Source organism: Halalkalibacter flavus (assembly GCF_036663575.1).
Lineage (GTDB): Bacteria > Bacillota > Bacilli > Bacillales > Bacillaceae_D > Halalkalibacter > Halalkalibacter flavus.
Window position 1 is genome coordinate 1 of the sequence record NZ_JAWRVK010000021.1, and the last position, 24,445, is coordinate 24,445.

Consider the following 24,445-nt stretch of genomic DNA (forward strand, 5'->3'; position numbering starts at 1 on the left):
ACCGCCGTATACGGAACCGTATGTACGGTGGTGTGAGAGGGGCGGAAAGTTACTTAACTTTCCCCTCTACTCGATTGTATAAAAAAACAGAGGGAGAGGTGTACAAGTTTCTCTTTGAACATATGACATTGGGAAAAGGATTGACTGCATCACAGGGAAGTAAGGGAGCGGATCTTTTGCTTCTTTTTCGCTAAACGAAGGAAACACTAGATCCGTTTGTTGCTTTCCTAGACTACCGAGACCTTTTTTTTGGAAATGTGCAGTGAGAAATGGAGATGCTAGAGGTTATTAGTGGAGATGAAGCTTGGGAGCTTGTGTAAAAAGGTAATCAATTTAATGATGAACCAGGTGACAATCAAGAATACGTGTTAGCAAAGGTTTATGTAAGGTACATGAAGTAGAGGAAGAACGGTTTGACTTGAATCATGCGCAAAATAGGCTTCCTTGTCGTCTAATAGTCATAGGGAGTCTTCATCCAGTCGTTAGTTATGTGTTGTAACTTACTCATTCGACTTTTGGGGAGGTACTCTTTTTTTAATGTCTTAAAAGCCTTACAAGACATAGGATTTAAATCATGAAATTAATTTAACTAAATTAATAAAGAAAACGGAGAAAATTAAAAAGGGAAATTAGTTGGGACTATAGAAGTATGTAAAAAAGTTATTGTTCATAGCAGGGCAAGTATGTGTAAGTTATTATAATTGAAACAACAACGAGGAGGAAGTATGTCTAAACAAATGAAGGCTGCCATTTTAATAGAGCCAGGAGGAGACAGCAGGCAATGCGAAGGCATTACAATCTGCTCTGACCTCAGTAAAAAGAGGAGGAAGAGTGGTCGTTGTTGGGTTACCTCCAGAAGATATTGCTACTCTAAATATTAACGAAATTGTTGGAGGAGAAATCGATATATTTGGAGTGTTTCGCTATTCCAATACCTATCAAACTGCAATTGATATGATTTCTCAATGTAAAGTAGCAGGAATTGATTTGAAAAATATGATGACACACTATTATTCTTTGGATGAAACAAAAGAAGCCTTTGAAAAGGCAATATCAGATAGAACAAATGCAATTAAAGTTATGATAAGACCATAGGGTAAAGGGGAAAGGTAAGGCGAGCTTATCTCACAAAAAACTCGACAAAGACTTCTTTGTCGAGTTTTTTAATACATTATTCATTAGGATTAATCACTAGTTCTACACGCCTGTTTCTCTCTTTTTTCATCGTCGTCATTTGAAGCAAGTGGTTTTGTTTCGCCAAATCCTTTTAGTTGGAATTCAGAGCGAGCTTCGTTAGTGTTATTTCTGTCTAATTTTTACAAATCCCTTCTGAAATATATAATTAAATACCGCGAACAAACTCTGACTCTTCATGGAAACTGTCTTTTTTTCATTATTATTTTTATAATCCTTTACAGTGTGGGGCTTGGGAAGACGATACAAGTTATTGCTTTCTTAAGTTATTTAAAACATCTAGATAAGCTCGCCCCATCTTTAATTGTCGTCCTGAGAACGTTGATGGATAACTGGCAAAAAGAAATGTTAAGTTTGCTCCTTCAATGGCTGGCTCGATTTATTTTCATTGAGGATCAGAACGTGTGAAAAAAGTCGGCCTGATTCAACAACGACCTAACCATTACATCAGCAAACCATGTTATCCATTACAGAAGATGGTGGCATCCAGCGGTAGAAAATCAAGCGACCGACAGAGTATACCGAATTGGAAAAGAAAAAGAAGTTCATGTTTACTATCCGATTGCCAAAAGCACGGCAAAGTTTTTTTTATGAAAGGAAGGACTAATCTTTCTCGAGTATTATGAAGAATTGTTTGAATGAATATTCATATTTTTGTATTTTAAAATATTGATTTGTAAGCTTGCTAAGTTTATATGGTAATTTTAAAAATAGATACAGTGCCCACAATATGACCACTCAATAATGAAAAAGAGTTAACGAGAATTATCCAGAATAAATTAAATAATCCCCGAATCCCCTCATACATTAACTAAAATTAACTTGAGAAGTATAGAATAAACTTAAAGGTTTTTCGTACAAATATGGGCGGCATGATGTAATGTTTTTAAATAAATGGATTAGTAGATAACGTAAAAGGTATTGGATAAAAGTGTATTCCAATACCTCATTTTTTGCCTCTTAAATAACCACGCTGAACAATATCGCAAGTAAGATAATTGATGAATTCAATCTTACGCAATCGGCATTATTCTGAATAAAAAATTGATAAATTAAACGCTGATCGTTGAACAGTACAACAAAACTATTCCCACAACCGTACACGGATTGTAGAATAAATAATTAAATTTAAAAGTAAGCACTACTACATCCTTACTTATGCCTGCAACTACTACTCAAACCATGTGGAGTGTGTGAACAACGAAAAAGACTGACGAAAATGCTAACATTTTGCTAACGTAATCTAATAATGATTAAATGACCACATACTAACGATTTTTTGTTAAAAATGTTTACAAACTGTATTTATTGTATTGAACTATATTAACTCTATTGTACGTGATTGAGCCGTGTGAACCGTATTTATTAAGCTGCTTTTATCTGGCAGCGAAGAGGTCAAAACTTTATATGGGGTCATAGCTCAACTGGTAGCGCGAAGGCCAGGGGATCCCACTTGGCTCCACCAACCATAAGGGTTTCAACGGGTTATCTGTTTTTCAGATAGTGCGTTTTTTGTTGTTAGAGAAATTTTCATAGCTTACAAAATTGTGAAGTTGGGCTTCGTGATCCCTTTTGATCAAAGTTTTTGTATGGACTCTTTGTATAACGATAAAAGCAAGTACTGATTAATTATAAATAGTTGAATACTTCCGTACATACCACTTTCCTCACTTAACCCCACTAATTCCTTTTATTACTAAACAATTTTGGATTATTTTTGGACTACTCAGGAAAATAGACCGCTTTCATTTTTCTAAAAATATATGACAGCTTTAAAATATATTAGAATTTTCAATACATAGATAAGGTTCTACAATTAAAAGTGTAATCAAGTAAGTTAATACTTTCATTCAGACAATTGAAGGGGGATGGGAAATAGAATAATCAATCATCATAGTTATTGAAGAGTTAATAGAAATATTTTTAACAGAAAGTAAGAAACAATTTCGTCTAACAAAAATGAAACCGGTTACTAAAATAATCTGGTCAAAAGGAGATGGAAAATATGATGAAGAGAGTAAAGCTATTTCCCTTTTTTAGCTTGCTGCTATTAATGGTTATAAGTGTGATAGGGTGTAGTAATAAAAGCGCTACAGATCCGGTTGAAGGTAGTGAAGCAAGCGAGGAGGTCACAATTGATTTTGCTATACATGTGGCGAATCCGAAAGATCAGGAACCAGCTTTTTACCAAACTGTTGAGAAGTTCATGGAAGAGAACCCTGATATTACAATTAATCTACAAGGGACTGACCAACAAGAACATATTCGAAATATTAAAATGAAATCGCAATCTAATGCACTTCCAGATATCTTTTGGATGTTACCAGCTTCAGCGCAAGAGCTCGAAGAGGCAGGGCAACTTCTTGATCTAACACCATTTTTCGACAACAATCCTGAATTGGTTGAAAAGTTTCATATGAATATGTTTGAGACGTATCAGATCGATGGTAAGCAATATGGAATGCCTTACCAGCCCTTAGTTACAGGGTTTTGGTATAACGAAGCTCTATTTGATCAATACAATGTAGATTTACCAGAAACATATGAAGATTTAACAGAAGCTGTAAAAGTGTTTGAAGAAAATGATGTTGTCTCAATAGCAAAAGGTGCCAGAGATCCTTATTCTGTTTGGGCGTTTCTAACGATGTTATCTAGGTACGGATACTTTGACAAAATTGATGTCATTGTTGAAGGGGAAGAAAGCTTTAATAATGATGACTTTTTAAAGTTTTATGAAAAAATTGATGAATTGAGAGAACTCGGAGCATTTCCGGCTAACATCACAACGCAAAGTTATTTTCAGGCGGTTGAGACATTTATGACTGGAGAGGCTGCTTTGCTTGATGCTGGAATATGGGAAGCTAAGAAAATAGAAGAAAGTAAATTGGCAAACGATGTCGGTTTCTGGTGGGGACCAACATTTGATGATGGTGTCGGGAATCAGAATCTTTCTTCAATTGTCCCAGCAGCTCCTTTAGTTGTCGGCAAACATGTAGAGGATGATCAAGCAAAATATGAGGCAGTCATGAAATTCCTGCAATTCTACTATAGCGAAGATGGAGCCCAAATCATGTTGGATAATCAAGTTCCTCCAATGATTGTATTCGATGGTGAAATAGATGAAGAGAAACATCCGGTATTTGCGAAAGTGGTAGAACAAATGAATAGAACGGATTGGAAGAGTCAGCCTAATCAACCAGACCTAGTTGTATCAGAATCTATTGCGAATGCTTTGTATGACAGTATTTATGGAGTTATGAATGGAATCTATACACCGGAAGAGGCTCTTGATATAGTAGCGAACAGAATTTCAGGACAGTAAAAATGGTAAACGGGTTCTACCACAGTGATTAGGCTGTGGTAGAACCGCCAAAAAAGTATGATGTTAAAAAAATGGTTTCCAACATGGAGGGGTGAATATGCATTGGCTTAGTAAAAAGCGTTATATATGTTTCATGCTTCTACCTACCCTGTTAGTGTATTCGGCTTATATTATTCTCCCAATTATAATAGCCTCTTATTATAGTCTTACTAGGTTCTCAGGGATTGGGGTACCAGAGTTTATTGGCCTTGAAAATTATCAGGCGCTCTTGCAAGATCCGTTTTTCTGGGTTTCGTTAAAGAACACAGTCATTGTATTAGGTGTCACATTGATTGTGTTAATACCGAGTGCGTTTTTTCTAGCATTACTCCTTAATCGCGATGTAAAAGGTTCAAATGTGTTAAAAGCGTTAAACTTTGCACCGGCTGTGATCGCACCGATTTTAGTAGGGTTGATTTGGGTATTTATCCTTGATCCGGATATGGGATTTGTAAATGTATTTTTACAAAAAATAGGATTAGAACAGTTAGCGTTTCAGTGGATAGGTGGAACAACTCTTACACCATACTCGGTAGGGGTGGTAGAGAGCTGGAGGATTTTAGGATTTATCGCAACAATCTTTCTTGCTGGTTTAGCTACTATACCTCGTGAAATTTATGAAGCTAGTGACATTGATGGTGCCAATCGAGTACAAAAATTGATCTTCATTACGATACCGATGTTAAATGAAACATTTAAGATTAACGTTATTCTTATTATCACGTTCTGCTTCAAAATATTTGAAACCGTACTCCAACTGACTAATGGCGGTCCTAACCACCTTTCTGAAGTTTTAGTCACCTATATGTACAATGTGACATTCATTTCTGGTGAATATGGATATGGAATGGCCGTTGCGGTTGTTACCTTATTAATCACAATTGTATTTACGGCTCTATTTATTGGGTTAAGCAAAAAACGAGTAGAAAAGAAGGGGGTGTAATCATGAATCAAACAATGACTCAAAGGCAGGAAAATCAGAATCTAGGTAAATTAGAAAAGAGCAAAACAAAAAGCAAGATCTGGTCGTATGTTCCTATTTACGCCATAACCTTTATTGTTATGCTGCCGTTTCTATGGATGATCCTTCTATCATTTAAATCAAATAGTGAAATATTAACGAGTCCGTTTAGTTTGCCTGCAAGTTTAAATCTTGAAAATTACAGAAGTGCTATTGCAACTCTAGATCTTCTCTTAATGTATAAAAATACCATTATTATCGCTGTTATTACGGTTGTGGTAGTTATTATTATTACATTTATGAGTTCATTTGCATTAAGCAGAATGGTATTTAAATCAGGGAAATTAAAAGGAGGATTATATTACTTTCTATTACTTGGATTAGCTATTCCACCTTTTATTCTATTGTTCCCAATCTATCGAATTACGATCATGTTTGATTTGATGAACACACATGCTTCCCTCATTTTGCCCTATATTGCAACATCGATCTCTTTTAACACCTTGTTGTTTATGGGCTTTTTAAAGGGATTCCCGAAGGAACTAGAAGAAGCAGCGATTATCGATGGTTGTAATCTATTTACTCTATGTAAATCAGTTGTTCTACCTATTATTATCCCTGTGATTGCAACAATTTTTATCTTTAATATATTGTATGTATGGAATGAGTTTCCGTTTGCAGTCACATTAATTAGTAGTGATTCTTTAACTACTGTTCCACTAGGAATTTCGGAATTTAAAGGAAGGTGGAATATTGACTATGGTGGGATTATTGCCGCTACCGTATTAGTTATGATTCCACAACTTATTTTCTATGGCTTTTTCCAAAAATATATTATTGCCGGTATGACAGCAGGTGCAGTAAAAGGCTAGGGTTACTGCTTGCTATGAGTGTCAGTCTCATAGCAAGCAAATGAAGTTCATACTACAAAATTAAAAAAATAAATACATTACATTTTGGAGGAGAAGAAACAATGAAAACACAATCAAACGGATTTATGCAAAATTTAACAAGACACGCGGATGTTAGATCTGCAAGACTTTCAAGTTCGGATCAAACAGGTAGAAATCAAGACTATTGGTTAATTCCACCAAATGAATCAGTCGTATTAGGTGAAATCGAAGGACCTGGGTGTTTGACTCATTTTTGGATGACGTCTTTCTGCAGAAAAATAATGGGACCAAGTATTGTCGATCCAGCATTAGGAAGCAATGTAGCACCCGTTAATGAGATTCACAACGCATTAGGAGTTACGTGGGAAGAACAAGATCCGTTCTATTACAGAAAGGCTTTAATTAAAATTACGTGGGATGATCAAGATACACCAAGTGTATTGGCGCCATTTGGAGATTTCTTCTGCGTAGGTCATTCATTACCAGGGAACTTTGAATCAGCTCCATTTAACGTATCTGTTAAGCCAGAGGAAGCGAATAAATTTGGTGCACCAGCTGCCTTAAACTGCTTCTTCCCAATGCCATTTAACCAAAAAGCAAAAATTGAAATTGTCAACGAAAATACGTTGCCATTCGGTTTGTACTTCTATATTGATTATGAACTATATAAAGAGGAGTTACCTGAGGATACCGTTTACTTCCATGCAAATTGGCATCGTGAAAATCCTTGCGAAGGCTGGGGGAATGATCTCCAAGTAAATAGCCCTGCTATTCAAAGTGTGGCTAACTTATCAGGTGAAGAAAACTATGTCGTTTTAGAAACAGAAGGAAAAGGCCACTATGTTGGTTGTAACTTATCAGTCAACCATTTCCAAGGAAGCTGGTGGGGTGAAGGGGATGATATGATCTTCATCGATGGTGAGAAGCAACCAAGTATTAATGGAACAGGTAGTGAAGATTATTTCGGTCATGCGTGGGGAATGCAGAAGAATGCGTTTTTGTATAACGGTTCGATTATTCATGAAAGTGAAAAGCCTGGCTACCAAGTTTCGTACCGATTCCATATCGCAGATCCAGTTCATTTTTCTGAAAGTATTAAGGTTACACTCGAGCATGGTCATGCGAATCACTTATCTGATGACTGGTCATCAACGGCATACTGGTATCAAACATTGCCATCTCCAAAACTAGATATTTTGCCAGTAGAAGACAGACTTCCCCATGTAGCCGAAATGCCAGAAGTTGAGCAAAAGGAAAAACCAGAATTAAATGAAGAGCAGCAAAAAGCGTATGAATCTGCAAAAGAGTTAGAAAAGAAGTATATAGAAGAAAAGAAGCATCAAATGGAATTAAAATACAACAAAACAAGAGAATCACAACAAGGGAACATTGAGCACGCGAAACGAGTGAAAGATTCGTTAAACAGTAAATAAACTAAACGAGTGTGAGGTGAGGATTATGGTGATGACAAATACCAAACATGTAGAAGTACTTAAGAAAGCAAATGATGAAATTGCAAGGAACAAAGGCAAGGTGGAAAATAGTCCTTATCGTTTGAAATATCACTTTATGGCGCCTGTTGGTTGGATTAATGATCCGAATGGTCTTGTACAGTATAAAGGCGAGTACCATTTATTCTATCAATATTATCCATATGCTTCTAGCTGGGGGCCCATGCATTGGGGCCATGCTAAAAGCAAGAACTTGGTAAATTGGGAGCACTTGCCGGTCGCATTAGCTCCATCAGAATCTTATGATTCTGGAGATGTAGAGGGGTATGGGTGTTTCTCAGGAAGCGCAGTTGTGGACGGAGACGAACTTGTATTAATTTACACAGGTCATGTCGATGGAAACGAACCTCAACAAGTTCAAGCGATTGCAACGAGCAAAGATGGAATTTCTTTTGAAAAGTATGACCAAAATCCGGTCATTGGTCAATTTCCGGTAGATGGTTCTAAGGATTTTAGAGATCCGAAAGTCTGGAAATATGAAGATACATGGTATATGGTCGTTGGTTCAAAAAAGGATGGAAAAGGGAAAGCCTTATTATATGTATCTACTGATTTAAAGCAGTGGGATTACAAAGGTGTTGCGGCAGAAAGTGATGGTACACAAGGGGATATGTGGGAATGTCCTGACCTGTTTCCAATCGACGATCGTCATGCCCTGATTGTCTCTCCAATGTATGGCACTCAAAACGAAAAGCCGTTTTATGTTATTGGAGACATGAACTATGAAGAAGATATTTTCACACAAGAAACTTGCAGAACATTAGATTATGGTTTTGATTTCTACGCTCCACAAACATTGATAGATGAACAAGGTCGAAGAATTATGATTGGTTGGATGGAGAAGTGGTTAACAAAAATGCCTTCCCAGGAACATGGTTGGGCTGGGGCAATGGGCATTCCAAGAGAGCTTGTATTAGAAGGGGACGTCCTCAAGCAAAAGCCTGTAGCAGAGCTAGCTGACTTACGATCAGACTTTAAAAAAATAGAGCCATTTGAAGTTGTCGAAACGACGAATGTAAATGAACTCCAAGAGACAGTTTCTGAAACGAGCATTGATTTTAATATTAAGGAAACAGATGCGACTGTATTTGGTATTCACCTTAGATGTTCTGAAGATGGAACAGAAAGAACAGAAATCTTGCTTGATCTTGAAAAAAAAGAGATTGTCATGGATCGTGAGCATTCTGGTTGCGGAGAAAAGGGAATCAGCAAAGCGCCGTTAACCGTAACGGACGATGGCACGGTCAATCTTCGTATTTTTATGGATACGACATCTGTAGAGCTCTTTGTTAATGATGGGGAGAAAGTGATTACCAATCGAATTTTCCCAGATGCCGATAGTACTCAATTTAAACTCTTTACTAACGGGGGAAAGGTGAGTATCAATCGCATCGAATCTTGGAAACTGGATTTTGTTTGGAAGTAAGATTTTTATCTTGTTGAAATGAGATATGGGGCCTTTGATAGGTGAGGTCCCATTTTCATTTTCTTGTTAAAACATAGACTCTGTTTAGAAAAATATGTAACAGAGAGTGAGGATGTATATGCAATACACTGGTATGATAGGTGGTTTCTATCGTGTATGTGAGTGGGTTATGCGACTCGCTTATGTCAATTTGCTCTGGATTGGATTTGCATTGATCGGGCTTGTTGTGTTTGGCTTTTTTCCATCAACTGTAGCGATGTTTTCTGTTGTGAGGAAATGGGTGATGGGGGAAGATGATATCCCGGTATTTTCAACGTTTTATCAAGCTTATAAAAAAGAGTTTCTGAAAATAAATCTACTAGGATGTAGCTTAGGATTGCTTGGCTATATTTTATTTATTGACTATCAGTTTTTCAAATCAATGGAAGCCAATTACCTTCAGCTTTTTTCTTATGTGTTTTTAGCGTTGCTGCTAGTTTTGTTCGTAATACTTTTATATGTTTTTCCCGTTTACGTTCATTATGAGTTGAAACCATTTCAAGTCGTGAAAAATGCACTACTAGTTGCGATTGCAAACCCGATTTCTACAGGAGTCATATTAGTAGGGAGTATGATAGTCTTTTGGATTACTCTCTCATTTCTTAGTGTTCTTTTCTTTTTTAGTGGTAGTGCTTTAACATTCGTAGTCATGTGGTCAGCTTATCGAAGTTTTACGAAGGTTGAAAATCATTTGGACGATGTCATCTTAGATCAAGGTAATGAAAAATTAGTTAAGGTAGGTGGAAGTGATGTATGATGTAACAGCAATAGGTGAGCTTTTGATTGATTTTACCCCCTATGGAACATCGGAAAATGGAGGAAGTTTGTTTGAACAAAACCCTGGTGGTGCGCCTGCGAATGTATTAGTTGCTTTAGCGAAACTGAATAAACAAACTGGCTTCATCGGGAAAGTAGGCAATGATCAATTTGGTCATTATTTAAAAAAGGTAATGGAAGATCATAAGGTTGATATGAGTGGCTTAGTTTTTTCTCAAGATGTGAATACGACCTTAGCATTTGTTCATTTAGATGAAGATGGTGACCGATCTTTTAGCTTCTATCGAAAACCAGGAGCTGATATGACATTAGATAGCAAAGAGATAGATAAAAGTGTAATCAAGAACTCCCGGATTTTTCATTTCGGTTCACTTTCAATGACACATGAACCAGCAGCATCTGCTACACTAGATTCTGCTAAATATGCTAAGGAGAATGGAATCATTGTGTCATATGATCCTAATTTACGGATGCCTTTATGGAGTTCAACTGAAGATGCCAAGAACATGATCATAAAAGGATTACCATTTGCGGATATACTGAAAATCTCCGAAGAAGAATTTCAGTTTATTACCGGATCTACAGATTTAGTGAAAGGAACAGGCTATTTATGTAAGGAGTATGGGATTTCACTTATCTTTGTAACACGTGGTAAAAAAGGTTGTTTTTACCGTATGAAAGAATTTACAGGTAGTAAAGAAGGAATAAAGGTAGCAACGATCGATACAACAGGAGCTGGAGATGCGTTTCTTGGTGGAGTTCTTTACAAGATTCTTGAAAAGGGTGGACGGCCTTCTGAGTTAGAAAGGGAAGAAGTTAAGAGTATTGCAGCCTTTGCTAATGGAGTAGCAGCAGTTTCTACGACAAATAAAGGTGGGATACCAAGTATGCCAGTACTGTCAGAAATAGAAGAGTTATTGAATGAAGAAAATGCGTTAATTTAATAGGTTGATATAGAAGTAACGACTTATCCTCGAACACTTTCGAAGGTAAGTCGTTCTTTTTTGCTGCTAGATATTGGTTCTAAAAATAACTGACATTTTCGAAAAAAATTAGAATGGTCTTTGTTATAATAGAAATATAAAATAGTATGTAAGAATTAACTTTAAAGGTAGTTCTATAGTATCAAGCCCTAGCAAGTAGAGCAGATTTAATTTCACAATTATGAAAGCGTCACCATTTTCGGAAGATTCATTGATTGCTGTCATTGTTTTCATTTGATTTAACATACTGTTTTCGTTTACTCGTTATCCAACTAAACTAAGTTTTACTAGTTGAAAATAAAACATGTGGGAGATCAAAATTATGAAAAAACGATATCAGAGCTTTGTGGTTTTGCTACTAGTTATACTAACGTTAATAGGTTGTAACAAAGCTGACGAACGTGGTTCAAGTGCAATCCATCAACAAAGTGAAAATAACCAAATAACGATTGACCTTGCTATTCATGCTGCCAATCCAAAACGTCAAGAACCGGCTCTCTATGAAATCATTGAAAAGTTTATGGAGAGAAACCCTGATATTAAAATTAATCTTCAAGGAACGGAACAAAAAGCCCATGTTAAAAAAATGAAAATGTTGGCTCAATCAAATGATTTACCTGATATCTTTTGGGTGCTACCGCATACTTCGGCTGAGTTAAATGAAGCGGGATTGCTACTTGATTTGACCTCTCTTTTTGATGGCAACCGTCAATTAGCTGAAAAATTTCATGAAAATATGCTTGAACCGTATAACGAAAACGGTCAACAATTTGGACTTCCATATCAGCCTTTGGTGACAGGTTTTTGGTATAACAAAGCACTGTTTGATCAATACAATGTGCCTTTGCCACAAACGTATCAAGACTTAAAAGAGGCTGTGAAATTATTTGAAGAACAAAATATTGTTACGATTGCGAAAGGGTCACAAGATCCTTACTCTGTTTGGGCATTTTTAACGATGCTATCAAGGTATGGTTTTTTTGATAAAATTGATCAAATCCTAGAGGGCGAGGAAAGCTATAAAAATCAGGACTTTCTCCAATTTTATAAAAATGTTGATGAATTGAGAGAAATGGGAGCTTTCCCGAAAAATGTAGCCAATTTAAATTATTTTCAAGCCGTTCAAATGTTCTTGAACGGTGATGCAGCAATGTTGGATGCTGGAGTATGGGAAACAAATAAAATTGAAGAAAGTGAGATAGCGGAAGATGTTAGTTTTTGGTGGGGACCTACTTTTGAAAACGGGATCGAAAAGCAAAACGTATCTTCCATTGTTCCAGCAGCTCCGTTAGTCGTAAGCTCAAAAGTCAAAGATGACGAAGAAAAATATGCTGCTGTTATGGCATTTCTGAAGTTTTATTATAGTGAAGAAGGAGCGCAAGTTATGGTAGATAATCAAGTTCCTCCTGTGATCCAATTTGAAGGGGAAGTAGATGAGAAGAGCCATTCAGTATTTGCTAAAGTTATGGAGCAAATGAACCAACCCGGATGGGAAAGTCAACCGAACCAGCCAGATCTCGTTGTCCCATCTCAAATAGGAGATGCGATTAATGAAAGTATTTATGGAGTCATTAATGGAATTTATTCACCAGAAGAAGCGCTTAGTGTCGTAAATAAAAAAATTAATGAGCAAAAGCGAAAATAGCAGCCTGATTGGCATAAGTGCGAATGACTTAAATAGTAGGGTTAAGAGGGATAATATATGAGAATGTTGAAGCAACAACGAAATCTGACAATAAAGCAGAAAATAATCATGTTAGCGATTCTCTCTACGTTGATTCCTTTACTCATTATAGGAACGTTTGGTTTTATCTATTTAAATAAAGTAATGGAAAATAAAATATCAGATACAACGTCTAACTTTTTAAGTGTGATTGATTGGAACATTGATACGTTTGTTGCTGACATTGAAAGTAGCGCAAATATAATTGTTACTTCAAATGACATCCAAGGGTTCTTGAATCATACAGAGTTGACAATTGAATCTTATAAAATGCAAACGGCTACAAGGGATCTCCTTATTAATGTCACCAATAATAAACCATTTATCAATGCAGCTTATGTTGGAAATGAACAAAATGAATATTTACAACTTAGTCAGGGACAAAGTAATTATTTTGGAACTGTTTATGATCAGATAAATCGTACGAATTGGTATAACATGCTTGAACAACAAGACGGGAACGGAGTTTGGTTTAAAGGAATAGAGACTGATTTTATTGAAAGCTCCAATCTATTAATGTACGGAAAATTTATTCGAGATTTAGAGACTATTGAAAAAATAGGCGTTTTAATTATTAGCGTGAATAAATCGGTATTTGATAATATGTTTAAAAACATTAATAACGAAGAGGAGATTTTAATATTCGATCAAGACACAGTCATATACTCGAACGATAATGAAAACCAAGATAAATATAAGAGCATTATAGAAATGTTACAGAATCCACAAGAAGCACAAATCGTTGAGATAGAAAACGAAAAATATATTTTAAATCATACTACTAATACGATAACGAACTGGAAAATTGTAAGCGTGGTGCCTTATAAATATGTCGTTAAAGAATTTAATTATATTAGAGCGCTAACCGTTTTATTATTAGTTCTATCTTTTCTGTTATCAACAATAAGTGCCTTTTTGATTTCAAAAAAAATTACGAAACAGCTTTCATTATTGAGAAATGTAACAGAGGGTATGGAAAAAAGAGAAATGATATCAAATATCGCGTTTGACTCTAATGATGAAATTGGAAAAGTGGGTAATCGCTTTGTTCAATTGTATAACCGAAACAGTGAGCTGACCGTCCAGCTATATGAGTCACAATTAAAAGAAAAAGAAGCTGAGCTCTTGGCCCTTCAAAATCATATTAATCCACACTTTTTGTACAATACGCTTAATTCAATTTTTTGGATGGCGCAAAAAAGCAATGCAAAATTGATTGCGAAAATGGCAGTTAGTTTATCGAAGATATTTAAACTAACATTAAATGATGGAAAGTATATTACAACTGTAGAAAATGAAATTAATCAAGTGAAAAGTTATATTGATATTCAAAATATTCGTTTCGATAACAAAATTAAATATAGTATAGATATTGACTCCTTACTTTTAAAGGAAAATATTATTAAATTGATTTTACAGCCCCTTGCTGAAAATGCTGTTTATCATGGTTTAGAATTAATAGAAGGAAATGGGGAAATCAAGATTACTGGTCGAAAAGTAAATGATGCGATGATTTTTGAAGTCATTGATAATGGAGTTGGATTTGACACGGAAGAAGTAGCTGCAAGTAAACAAGGGTATGCTTTAAAGAACATAAATGAAAGAATAAAATTACAGTATGGTCAAAACTATGGTATGACAATAGAAAGCAAAAAAGATAGAGGGACAAAAGTAATTGTAAAAGTAGGATTAGAATTTGCCGGTTTGAAAAAGGAAGGGGTGACCCAAAGTGTATAAAATGGTAATTGTAGATGATGAAAAAGTGGTAATAGATGGCCTGACATCAGCGATTAATTGGTCCGACCATCAAGTTCAAATTGTAGGAACTTCTCTAGATGGGAATACGGCGTACAAATTAATTGAGGAAACAAAGCCCCACATTGTCATGGCAGATATAAGAATGCCTGGATTGAACGGCTTAGACTTAATTGATAAAGTAAAGAATCTTCTCCCGAATACTGTATTTATTATTATTAGTGGCTATACAGAATTTGATTATGCGAAAAGGGCACTCAAATTAGAAGTAATAGACTATTTAACGAAGCCAATTGAGCTAGATGAAATTATTGCTTCAGTAAAAAAAGCGATTAATAAGTTTGAAAGTATTCAAATGGAAAAACAGAATAAGGATAAAATTCAACATTACGAATTGCAATTAGAGGAAAAGTATATGCTAGATGTCATTTTTGGTCATCAATTAAGCGCCCATGAGCTAACCACTAAATTTGTAAATTTTACGGTACTAGTATGTGGATTTACTTCTTCAAAAGAGCTAATCAATTATAAAGAGCGGGATTTTATTAAGCATTTAAAAACTCCTTTTCAGAAAAATGACAACAATGGAATTGTGTTTTTCGTTGATGAATATTTAGTTGCTGTATTTTCTAACTCGAACCAAGAGGAGAATAAAGCCATAGTTGATTTTGCAGAATTAATTGAGACTCAGGTTGGGAAATCACCATTAATCGGAGTGGGGAATACGTATGTTGATCTAGCAAATGTTCAGCAATCATATAAAGAAGCAATAGAAGCCTTTCACATAGGTATTTATTTAAATCGATCGTTCATGTATTATGATGCTTTAGAAAAAGTGGATCATAATGTAGGTTCTGATATGATCAAAACTATCGATAATTACTTCAATAACCAGAATTGGAATTTAAATAATCTGAGCAAACTGATTGATAATTTATTACAATATTCACAGCAAAAGATGCTTCCGCCATTAAAAACTAAGTATATGTGTTTTAGACTAATAATTAATGTGTTTGATCATGTGCAGCAAGAATATGAAGTCAATGTTGAACGCATTTTGGAAGAAAAACATGTGATATATAACCAAATACATCAATTGAGATCAATCGATGATATGAAAGAATGGTTACTGGATAAGGGGAAATTACTCTCAGAGTATTTAAATGATAATCAAATGTCACAGAAAGAGAAATTAATTGTTGATGTCAAAAAGTATATAGAGAACCATTTTTGTGAAGTCATTACTTTGGACGATATTGCTAAGGAATTTCATATTAGTCCAGCCTATCTTAGTAGCTTGTTTTCAAAAAGGGTGGGTATGACACTGTTCGAATTTATCATAGAAATGCGAATGAATACAGCTAAGGAACGCCTCAGAACAACTAATTATAAAATCTCTGAGATCTGTGATCAAGTGGGATATGATAATCAAAGATATTTTAACCAAGTATTTAAAAAACATGTTGGCACCACACCAGGAAAGTATCGCTCTGAGCATTTAATTAGACAGTAATATTTATAGCTTAAGTAGCTTTAAGGGACAGGTCCTTCTCCTTTCCTCTTCCAAAAAATCCAATTAACTAGCAGGTTTTTACATGAAGGTCTGCTTTTAAAACTTGACCTCTATTATAATGAAGAAACCCGACTTATTTATTAATAAGGATAATATACTTTTATATCAAATTGACCACATTTTGACCACACAATACAATTTTTTAGAGAAAACTAAAGTTAACTTAAATAACTGAGCAGAACTACCATGGTAAGGTAGGGGTCAGAGTGATAAAAATACGTAAATTTAGACGTTCTATTGGATGGGGCGAAGCTTGTTGAATAATTATTTTTGCATTACAAGACATAGAGGAATTAGGAGAAGGTCTATTTAGAATTATAAATAGAGCTTCTTTATGTTTGTACAAAAACTGTAATGAAAATAGTTAGATAAGGAGGCTGAGATTTCTCGGCTAGTGAAAGAAACTCCAGCCAACAGGAGGAGCGGGTCATGTGGATTCCGACATTAGAGGGGTTGCTTGAAGATGCGCTTTTGAGGGTGGGGCTTTATGTGTTAAAAGGTGAACAGCTAGTGGAACTGGCAAACTGTTATCTCAATAAGCCAAAGGACAGAAAAGCTATAAGTCTCTATTAATTTTGGTGCCTGTCATGCTCGAAGCATCTTGGAATAATACGACAAAATACGGGTAGTGACAGCGTACTATTACTTTGATTCTTGTTAGCTTGAATCGAAACATATGTCTGGGGGAACACTTCATGACAGTTAAAACAACGAAACTGATTAATACGAACAAACAAATAGAGCGGCTTATCTAATACTTTAAGGTCGCGCATTTTTCGTGTGCGTCAGTCGTAGACATGATTAATCGTGTACCCGCAGAAAGGGTAACGCTCCTCTGTTGCTTGTTTAACAACTTTAAATTCTGGCAATTCTAGTGACATCGAAAATACTTTCAGACCTCCTGTTATGTTAAGTGACGCTAACATGATTGCCAGGAATCTGTGAGTGTTTTCTTGTTTTCGTTAAATTCAAAATGTGGTGACTGAATCAAAATATATAGCAATTATAGAAAGGGTTTTCATTTTTGAACTTACTAATATATGATATATTGAAATGTATAGGCTTACTTTACAGCCATTCGTTTAAACGAATGGTTGTATGACAAATTACTAGTACATAAAAGGAGTGTAATGATGACAGCTTTATCACAACTTGTCCAACGTCTTGATGAAAGAACCCCTTTACCATCACTTTGCCCAGAGGGAGCTTGGAGTCCAGATATCACTAGAGAAATCACAGAATTGTCCGATCAGGAGTTAACTGAAAAAGAAAACCTATCACAGCTAGCTGTCCAAGCTGTTAAGGCAGGATTGCTGTTATGGAATGATGAGTTAGATTTATCCCATTCAATTTCACAAACTATTGACAATGAATTAGGAAGTTATTGGCATGGGATCATGCATCGCCGCGAAGGGGATTTTGGGAATGCGAAGTATTGGTTCCAGAAAGCAGGCAGTCATTCTATTTATCCAGCATTATATGAAAGAGCGAGTGAGATTTCATCAGAAGTGAAGTCATGGGGTGAATGGGATCCAAATCGTTTTATTGACGCAGTAGAGCACGTCATCATAAATGGGTTGGAATCATCTGCAGAAGCAAAGACACTTCGACAAATTCAAAGACTAGAAATTTCCTTACTAGTAAAGTACAGTAAGGAAGTTTAAAGCACGTGAAGCACGGGGGGCGGTTCTCGTGCTTCTATCCTGTTGAGGAAAAGAGAAAATTGCTGGCCGGTTCGTTGCGACCCCAAGTAGACAAAAAAATCGAATTTCACTTATAGAACTAGGATCAGTAAGCTTTGGTTCTATTTCTATTCTGTGCCTAGACGAGTATCTCTGACTACAGATTGACAATCAAGGAGAGCACGTTACAATCAACCAGTAATCAGAGGAGTGATAGTTAGGCCAAGAAGGAGAAAATCTAGCTACTTCACTTTAACACGCCTTGGTATAACGAGTAGGTGTTTGGAATAAAGCACACCTTGAATAGAATCTAATTGTTTTTGGGGAAAGACTTAGTACCTAAAGGAGGAACAAGTGGGGGGAAGTACAAAACAAAAACGATTCCTTTATCCATAATCTTCACCCATCTATCTAGATACAGTGCCTGAAAAAACGTTAGCATTCCTTAGTAAATACTCTTCAAACTCATCAATTGGTATAGGTTTACTATAATAATAACCTTGTACGATGTCACAGTTCATATCATGAAGGTATGTTAGTTGTTCTTTTGTTTCTACTCCTTCAGCAACCGTCTTAATTCCTAAACTATGAGACATCATAATGATAGCTTGGATAATCGAATTACTTTCTTTGCAAAATGGTATATCTTCTATAAATGATTTATCAATCTTTAATTTATGTATAGGCAATTTTTTTAGGTAATTGAGTGAACTATATCCAGTTCCAAAATCATCTAAATGCACACCTACACCATATTCTCGCAGTTCAGATAATGCTTTAATTACAGTCTCCGAATTGTTTATGATAGTATTTTCTGTAATTTCAATTTCTAAATATTGGGGATCTAATTGTGTTTCGTTTAGACACTTTTTTATAGTGCTAACAATATTGAACTGGTGAAATTGAATAGTAGAAATATTAACCGACATTTTTATTGGAGAAAAGCCTTTTTCCTGCCATATTTTGTTCTGAATACAAGCAGAGTATAAAACAAATTCGCCAATACTTAAGATCATTCCAGTTCTTTCAGCTATTGGAATAAACTCACTAGGACTTATAAAGCCTAACTCCTTATGTTTCCAACGACATAAAGCTTCTACCCCAATAACTTCGCCTGATTTTAGATCAATTTGCGGCTGGTAATATAGGAGAAGGTCCCCTCGATCGAAGACGGATCTTAATTCATTTTCAAGAGTTAGATTAATAACGGTTTCTTTGCTATGAGAGGGGTTATAAAAACTAAACTGATTCTTACCAAGCTTTTTTGAAGCATACATAGCCATATCTGCATGTTTAATGAGATGCCCTGAAGTGTTTCCGTTTTCTGGAAACATACTAATACCTATACTGGTTGTGACATGTAATAAATAGCCTCCTTCGACATCAAATGGTATTTGAAATACATCCAAAATTCGTGCGGCAACTTTAGCCGCAGTTGTTTCATCTACATAAGGTAAAAGGATCAGGAATTCATCTCCACCCATACGACAAACCGTTCCGTCTCCCTTAATACAATCTAATAGTCTTTTACTAACTTTTATTAATAAATTATCACCAACAGTATGGTTAAAAGTATCATTTATATTTTTGAATCCATCTAGATCAAGCAAAAGAACAGCTATCTTTTTTTCTTGATCTTTCATATAGCCCATCGAACGGTTTAGCTTATTATTAAAATATGAACGATTCGGAAGACCTGTTAAATCATCCTGAACTAACCTAAGCTCATTTTCCTTTTTTCTTTTGATTTGTTCTGTCATATCACGCAACAGAATCATCCGAACATTCCTTCCCTGGTATGGATAATGATGGCCGATGCCGTCTAAGTTTATGTTTGACCCGTCTTTTCGTATTCCGATTATCGAAAATCTTTCTTTTTCTCCATCTATCATATGATGGTCTTTGTCACTAAATAAATCATATATTGATTTTCCAATGACCTCGGACATGCTGTAATCAAAAATCTCTTTAAACCGATCATTGCACTCTAAAATAACTCCCTTATTATGTATAATCATGGCATCTCGATTCATCTTTTTAAGAATCGATAATTGATCGTTTTTCTCTTTTACATGAGTATAGATACTTACCATTTTCTTCCCCCCCCTGTACATTCAGAGCTTAAAAATATAATATTTAAAACTAATAAAGATGTTGTTATTTTTGCATGGTATGCGACATTTGTCCCATGAAATGGAAGATTATATACCAAAAAATCATCAGAGGGACAGCTTTTAAGGAAATAATAAGAGGCTATTAATCATGTTGGTCCATCCCCATAGTGCTAACCATAATGGCACACTTAATAAGATTCCCCAGATTAAACCTTTGACATAAGTTTAGTAACTGAATGTCGAAATAAAACTCACCTCAATTTTTATCAAGAAATTCTTGAAGCGATTTCTTAAAAGTGAAGATTTCCAGTATGGAGTAATTCTTTCGAGAAATATTAATTCCATAAGGGTGCCAGAAATAAAAAGCACCCTACTTGGGCAATCGAAAATCACCGGTGTCTCCAAAAGTGTGATCCAACGTCTAAACTAAAAAGGGACGAGGAAACCTGTCCCTTGAAGATTTCCAAAAAATCATTTATGATTTAAAAGAGTAAGAGGTATCTATGTAACTATCAGAAAAAATGAAAGCGCTAACTTGTGTAGGTAATATGAATCATCATGAATGTCGTTGCAGGTGTAGGAAAAAATCAGTATTGAGAAATTTACAAAAGGTGTTTGGCCATTTCTATTGGTCTATCCAATCATCTTAATTCTAATAGTTTTGTTCCCATCTATCATTCTAGCACCACTAGAGTGGCTATTATAATATATAGTAAATTTTGAAAGCAAAGGAGACTGAAAAATGGAGAAATCCAATGTAGTGATTATTGGCGACTTACCGCAAACCGTTCTTGAGAGATTGGAAGAGGAAGCTGAGCTAAGAGTATGGAATAAACCTGAAGCTATTCCATATGACACGTTAATGGCATGGTTAAAAGATGCAGAAGGTTTGTTGAGCCGAGGAGATATTCAAGTCAATGACAATATATTAGCACAAGCTCCCAATCTACGGGTAATCGCACAGTCTTCTGCAGGGTATGACAATATTGATATTGACGCTTGTACAAGGCGTTCGATCCCCTTTGGCAATACTCCAGAGGTGTTAAACGATGCAACGGCTGATTTAACGTATGGTCTATTGCTATCAGCGGCAAGAAAAATAACTGAAGGAAGTGAATTTGTTAAACGTGGTAAGTGGAAAAGTCCATTTGACGTACCAATGGGGGTTGATTTGTATGGAAAAACACTTGGTATAGTGGGGATGGGCAACATCGGAAGAGCTGTTGCAAGGCGCGCGCAAGCAAGCGGAATGAATATTGTTTACCATAATCGAAAAGTAAATGAAGTGAATGAAAGTATGGGGGCAGTCTATGCAACGTTTGAAGAATTACTAGCAAATTCAGACTTTATTGTTGTTCTCGTACCATTAAATAACCATACTAGAGGGCTTTTTGGAAAAGAAGAATTTAGACAAATGAAATCATCAGCTTATTTTATTAATGCATCGAGAGGCTCAGTTGTCAATACGAATGAACTATTTGATGCGCTTGTATCTGAGCAAATTGCTTATGCTGCATTGGATGTAACAGATCCAGAACCCATCAATATGGCTCATCCAATAATGAGTCTAAAGAATGTATTAATTACACCTCATATAGGAAGCGCAGCAATAGAAACAAGGACAAGAATGGCCCATTTAGCCGTTGATAATATACTAGCTGGATTAGAAGGAAAACCATTACCTGCATGTGTAAACGAAGAGGTTAATTTTTGCTTAACTAATTACAAGGGGGATTAACTAGAATGTGAACCTTGTCATTCTATTTCAAATTACAAACTCTTTATACACTTATTGAATTGGAGGTGAAAAAAATAAAATATTTAGAAAATGTTGAAATAAACGGCTCAAAATAATGCTATATACGAAGCATAAGCGAAGATAAGCCGATTATTTTATTTTTACACGCTGGTCCAGGGGCATCTCAAATTTATTGTACCGACAAATACTTTAAGACATTGGAAAATTATTTTATCGTAGTAGATTGGGACCAAAGAGGTTCTGGAAAAAGTTACACTAGGACTATTTCGAAAGAAACTCCGTCTATTAACCAATATGTTGAAGATATAAGAGTTTTAACGGAAACATTAAGGACAAGCCTTAATAAAAATAAGATATACCTTGATATTTTAGAGAGAGACATCAACAATAATGTTTTATAAACAGAAAATTTTTTTTAAACAAAGGGATTAAATTATAAAATTATTCAGCGGAACCGTTAGTTTAATAATAAAAAATGGAACGGAGGTAGATTTCTCCGTTCCATTTTTTATTTGGATAAACTCCATTCAATTAGGCTTCACTTACTGCATAAATATTATCTCTTTTAAGTTGAATTGTTTATCTGTAATTCCTAAGGAGCAAGGGGACGGAACTCTTGCTTTTTTAGTTTCGCTAAACGAAGGAAGCGCAAGAACCGTCCCAGCATTTTCATGCTTACCAATTGAAGAGACATTTAGAAGTGAATATGGATTATCTTTAAGCGAGATTCAAGCGATTGAACGAAACTTCCGACCGCATGAAGGATTAAGTTTTTTCCCGTTGGAAGATGATACTTATAATGAATTAAAAGTTCGGTTGATAAGGAAGGGATAGTTAGAGTTATCATTGTGTAAGTAAATGTTCTGACCTCTGTTTGCATTTTCTATTTAAATGTTGTGCCTGTCACTGCTGAAGTATGTTGAAACTAATATCGACAAAATACGGGTAGTGACAGGCACTTTTACTAAGAGTACCACAACAAAGGTGTTGAGATCTTTAATAGACCCGTCTAGTCTTCCTTTAAGGGGATTGCCTAATGAAGAACGGGATCTTGCCATTGCTGCAAACAATTCATGGGTTTTAGCATTTGATAATTTAAGTGGATTATCAAATCAGTTAAGTGATGCTCTATGTAAAGTTTCAACAGGTGGCGGATTGGCTACTAGAAAGCTATACAGTGATGATGAAGAAGCCGTTTTTCAAATTATGAGACCAGTTATTCTAAATGGTATTGATGATATCGGACATAGACAAGATTTGCTTGATCGATCGATAGTCATTAATCTTCCTTCTATTAATCAAGCCAAGAGAAAAGATGAAAGTACATTTTGGAAAGAATTCATGGATTGTAAAGCAGCTGTTTTAGGTTTTTTGTGCGGTGTAATAAGCCATGCGTTGGCAGAACTCCCCAATATAGAATTAATCAATAAACCGAGGATGGCTGACTTTGCGCTATGGGTTACCGCAGCTGAAAAGGCCCTTGGTTGGCCAGAGGGTGAATTAACTAAAATATATACGGGTAACCGAGCCAAAGCAGTAGATCAAGGTCTAGAATCAGACCCATTAGCAGTTACTGTTCAATTGTTTATGGAAGAAAGAACAGAATGGGAAAGTACACCACAAAAGACACTAGAACAACTAGAACGATATTTAAAGGATGAGAAAATCAAAAAAAGTAAAGCTTGGCCAACAGCAAATAAGTTAAAGCAAAGGCTAAGAAGGATTGCACCAGCTTTGAGAACTAAGTGCATTGAATTTATAGAGCTACCGAGGACAAGTAAAGGTAGATTAATACGTTTAGAAAAAGTACAAAAGGAGCCGACGCAACTGACACAGTTGACGCAGGTCGATAATGTCAATAGTTTTGATTATGACGGTAGAGCTGACGTAAGTGACACTATAAAAAGTCAACTGACATGGAGAGAAACTAATAATCCCAATGGATATGACAGTTGTGACAATTATGACGGTAGAAAAAGTTTTAAATCTAATACTGATAGTGAAGATTTAGTTATATGATATAACCCTTCTAAAAGACATAATATATCGAACAAATGGAGTTGAACTAGGCCCGGAAGGTACAAGCTTTGTATAGTCAAGATAAAACACCTTCCGGGGAAAAAACAACAACCTATTCTATTGGATTGTAAAACGAGTGTAGTAAAGACCAGTATAAGGCGGTGAGGACTAACATTCTTATGAATGCATTAAATGTTATTCAATCTACTGAACAGTTAGGATTTGTATTAATTGCTGAAGGCGATGATATTCGAGTAAAAAAGGGGAAGCGACTACCAGATTCACTCAGAGCCAACATCATAGATTATAAACCGCAAATATTGGCAACTCTCAGAAGAGACAAAAAAGCTAAGCAAACCGGATTGGTGATTTGTATTCCAGGTGAGCTATACGCCGTTTCAATAAACAAGAATAGTAGCATCTACATTGACCACATGGAAAATAGATGGGAAGCGTGGCGAGAAACTCATTACTTGAAACAAAACGCGCCTAGTAACAAAACAATAGCCACTGGATGTGCATTTGAAGATGTTCTTCCAAAAGTTAAACAGTACCTTGAGTATATTAGTAGAGGAAGATTACGTAACAGCAGTGGTAATGAGTCAGTACGTTTTGATTAGAATTAGATGTATCGAAGTTCACCAGAAAATGTACTAAAATAGCTGCTGGAACAGT

18 protein-coding genes and 2 pseudogenes are annotated in these 24,445 nt (G+C 35.6%); 19 read left to right on the forward strand and 1 reads right to left on the reverse strand.

Translation table 11 applies throughout. From position 1 onward, the window contains the following. The 16 genes and pseudogenes from SAY88_RS14505 to SAY88_RS14575 form a co-directional block, all read left to right on the forward strand. A partial coding sequence (locus SAY88_RS14505; protein ID WP_332632525.1) for a hypothetical protein occupies window positions 1-194 on the forward strand: 194 nt, incomplete at its 5' end. Between the two features lie 586 nt (window positions 195-780). Further along, window positions 781-1,095, forward strand: a pseudogene (locus tag SAY88_RS14510) (zinc-binding dehydrogenase); the annotation flags it as partial. Window positions 1,096-1,419: 324 nt separating this feature from the next. After that, on the forward strand, window positions 1,420-1,602 hold the full coding sequence (locus SAY88_RS26030) for an SNF2-related protein (protein WP_431308877.1): 183 nt from the start codon (window positions 1,420-1,422) through the stop codon (window positions 1,600-1,602). Window positions 1,603-1,629: 27 nt separating this feature from the next. Then, window positions 1,630-1,770: pseudogene (locus SAY88_RS14515) on the forward strand (helicase-related protein); the annotation flags it as partial. 1,429 nt (window positions 1,771-3,199) lie between these two features. After that, entirely contained in the window at window positions 3,200-4,516 is a 1,317-nt protein-coding gene (locus SAY88_RS14520) for an ABC transporter substrate-binding protein (protein ID WP_332632526.1), read from the forward strand. Between the two features lie 97 nt (window positions 4,517-4,613). Further along, window positions 4,614-5,498 carry a carbohydrate ABC transporter permease gene (locus SAY88_RS14525; protein WP_332632527.1) on the forward strand — a complete coding sequence of 295 codons (885 nt, stop codon included), beginning with the start codon at window positions 4,614-4,616 and terminating at the stop codon, window positions 5,496-5,498. 2 nt (window positions 5,499-5,500) lie between these two features. Beyond that, the gene (locus SAY88_RS14530) at window positions 5,501-6,388 is read left to right on the forward strand and encodes a carbohydrate ABC transporter permease (RefSeq protein ID WP_332632528.1); all 888 of its coding nucleotides are present in this window, start codon (window positions 5,501-5,503) and stop codon (window positions 6,386-6,388) included. A 101-nt stretch (window positions 6,389-6,489) separates the two neighbouring features. Continuing rightward, window positions 6,490-7,842: a glycoside hydrolase family 172 protein gene (locus tag SAY88_RS14535; RefSeq protein ID WP_332632529.1), complete on the forward strand. Its 1,353-nt coding sequence runs from the start codon at window positions 6,490-6,492 to the stop codon at window positions 7,840-7,842. 31 nt (window positions 7,843-7,873) lie between these two features. Next, entirely contained in the window at window positions 7,874-9,346 is a 1,473-nt protein-coding gene (locus tag SAY88_RS14540; protein ID WP_332632530.1) for a glycoside hydrolase family 32 protein, read from the forward strand. A gap of 118 nt (window positions 9,347-9,464) precedes the next feature. Next, a complete protein-coding gene (locus SAY88_RS14545; RefSeq protein ID WP_332632531.1) occupies window positions 9,465-10,142 on the forward strand; it encodes a YesL family protein in 678 nt (225 codons plus the stop codon). Next, the gene (locus SAY88_RS14550) at window positions 10,135-11,106 is read left to right on the forward strand and encodes a carbohydrate kinase family protein (protein WP_332632532.1); all 972 of its coding nucleotides are present in this window, start codon (window positions 10,135-10,137) and stop codon (window positions 11,104-11,106) included. The genes SAY88_RS14545 and SAY88_RS14550 overlap by 8 nt, the downstream gene beginning before the upstream one ends. A gap of 361 nt (window positions 11,107-11,467) precedes the next feature. Continuing rightward, window positions 11,468-12,790 carry an ABC transporter substrate-binding protein gene (locus tag SAY88_RS14555; RefSeq protein ID WP_332632533.1) on the forward strand — a complete coding sequence of 441 codons (1,323 nt, stop codon included), beginning with the start codon at window positions 11,468-11,470 and terminating at the stop codon, window positions 12,788-12,790. 57 nt (window positions 12,791-12,847) lie between these two features. Then, window positions 12,848-14,605 (forward strand): sensor histidine kinase, encoded by a 1,758-nt coding sequence (locus tag SAY88_RS14560; protein WP_332632534.1) that lies wholly within the window; start codon window positions 12,848-12,850, stop codon window positions 14,603-14,605. Window position 14,606: 1 nt separating this feature from the next. Further along, window positions 14,607-16,136: a helix-turn-helix domain-containing protein gene (locus SAY88_RS14565; RefSeq protein ID WP_332632597.1), complete on the forward strand. Its 1,530-nt coding sequence runs from the start codon at window positions 14,607-14,609 to the stop codon at window positions 16,134-16,136. Window positions 16,137-16,625: 489 nt separating this feature from the next. Then, on the forward strand, window positions 16,626-16,769 hold the full coding sequence (locus SAY88_RS14570) for a hypothetical protein (RefSeq protein WP_332632535.1): 144 nt from the start codon (window positions 16,626-16,628) through the stop codon (window positions 16,767-16,769). A 557-nt stretch (window positions 16,770-17,326) separates the two neighbouring features. Continuing rightward, window positions 17,327-17,860 carry a hypothetical protein gene (locus tag SAY88_RS14575; RefSeq protein WP_332632536.1) on the forward strand — a complete coding sequence of 178 codons (534 nt, stop codon included), beginning with the start codon at window positions 17,327-17,329 and terminating at the stop codon, window positions 17,858-17,860. Window positions 17,861-18,285: 425 nt separating this feature from the next. On the opposite strand, the gene SAY88_RS14580 is transcribed toward SAY88_RS14575, so the two are convergent. Beyond that, complete coding sequence (locus tag SAY88_RS14580; RefSeq protein ID WP_332632537.1) at window positions 18,286-19,971, reverse strand: sensor domain-containing protein; 1,686 nt, start codon at window positions 19,969-19,971, stop codon at window positions 18,286-18,288. A 763-nt stretch (window positions 19,972-20,734) separates the two neighbouring features. Between SAY88_RS14580 and SAY88_RS14585 the strand changes: the two genes are divergently transcribed. The 3 genes from SAY88_RS14585 to SAY88_RS14595 all read left to right on the forward strand — a co-directional run bounded on the left by SAY88_RS14585 (window position 20,735) and on the right by SAY88_RS14595 (window position 24,390). Then, entirely contained in the window at window positions 20,735-21,730 is a 996-nt protein-coding gene (locus tag SAY88_RS14585) for a 2-hydroxyacid dehydrogenase (protein ID WP_332632538.1), read from the forward strand. A 912-nt stretch (window positions 21,731-22,642) separates the two neighbouring features. After that, complete coding sequence (locus tag SAY88_RS14590; RefSeq protein WP_488803298.1) at window positions 22,643-23,770, forward strand: hypothetical protein; 1,128 nt, start codon at window positions 22,643-22,645, stop codon at window positions 23,768-23,770. Window positions 23,771-23,949: 179 nt separating this feature from the next. Next, complete coding sequence (locus SAY88_RS14595; RefSeq protein ID WP_332632540.1) at window positions 23,950-24,390, forward strand: hypothetical protein; 441 nt, start codon at window positions 23,950-23,952, stop codon at window positions 24,388-24,390. Window positions 24,391-24,445 lie beyond the last annotated feature (55 nt).

Coding starts and splice junctions, on each gene's coding strand:
- SAY88_RS14520 (WP_332632526.1), top strand. CDS start 3,200: ATGATGAAGAGAGTAAAGCTATTTCCCTTTTTTAGCTTGCTGCTATTA.
- SAY88_RS14525 (WP_332632527.1), top strand. CDS start 4,614: ATGCATTGGCTTAGTAAAAAGCGTTATATATGTTTCATGCTTCTACCT.
- SAY88_RS14530 (WP_332632528.1), top strand. CDS start 5,501: ATGAATCAAACAATGACTCAAAGGCAGGAAAATCAGAATCTAGGTAAA.
- SAY88_RS14535 (WP_332632529.1), top strand. CDS start 6,490: ATGAAAACACAATCAAACGGATTTATGCAAAATTTAACAAGACACGCG.
- SAY88_RS14540 (WP_332632530.1), top strand. CDS start 7,874: ATGACAAATACCAAACATGTAGAAGTACTTAAGAAAGCAAATGATGAA.
- SAY88_RS14545 (WP_332632531.1), top strand. CDS start 9,465: ATGCAATACACTGGTATGATAGGTGGTTTCTATCGTGTATGTGAGTGG.
- SAY88_RS14550 (WP_332632532.1), top strand. CDS start 10,135: ATGTATGATGTAACAGCAATAGGTGAGCTTTTGATTGATTTTACCCCC.
- SAY88_RS14555 (WP_332632533.1), top strand. CDS start 11,468: ATGAAAAAACGATATCAGAGCTTTGTGGTTTTGCTACTAGTTATACTA.
- SAY88_RS14560 (WP_332632534.1), top strand. CDS start 12,848: ATGAGAATGTTGAAGCAACAACGAAATCTGACAATAAAGCAGAAAATA.
- SAY88_RS14565 (WP_332632597.1), top strand. CDS start 14,607: ATGGTAATTGTAGATGATGAAAAAGTGGTAATAGATGGCCTGACATCA.
- SAY88_RS14570 (WP_332632535.1), top strand. CDS start 16,626: ATGTGGATTCCGACATTAGAGGGGTTGCTTGAAGATGCGCTTTTGAGG.
- SAY88_RS14575 (WP_332632536.1), top strand. CDS start 17,327: ATGATGACAGCTTTATCACAACTTGTCCAACGTCTTGATGAAAGAACC.
- SAY88_RS14580 (WP_332632537.1), bottom strand. CDS start 19,971: ATGGTAAGTATCTATACTCATGTAAAAGAGAAAAACGATCAATTATCG.
- SAY88_RS14585 (WP_332632538.1), top strand. CDS start 20,735: ATGGAGAAATCCAATGTAGTGATTATTGGCGACTTACCGCAAACCGTT.
- SAY88_RS14590 (WP_488803298.1), top strand. CDS start 22,643: ATGTTGTGCCTGTCACTGCTGAAGTATGTTGAAACTAATATCGACAAA.
- SAY88_RS14595 (WP_332632540.1), top strand. CDS start 23,950: ATGAATGCATTAAATGTTATTCAATCTACTGAACAGTTAGGATTTGTA.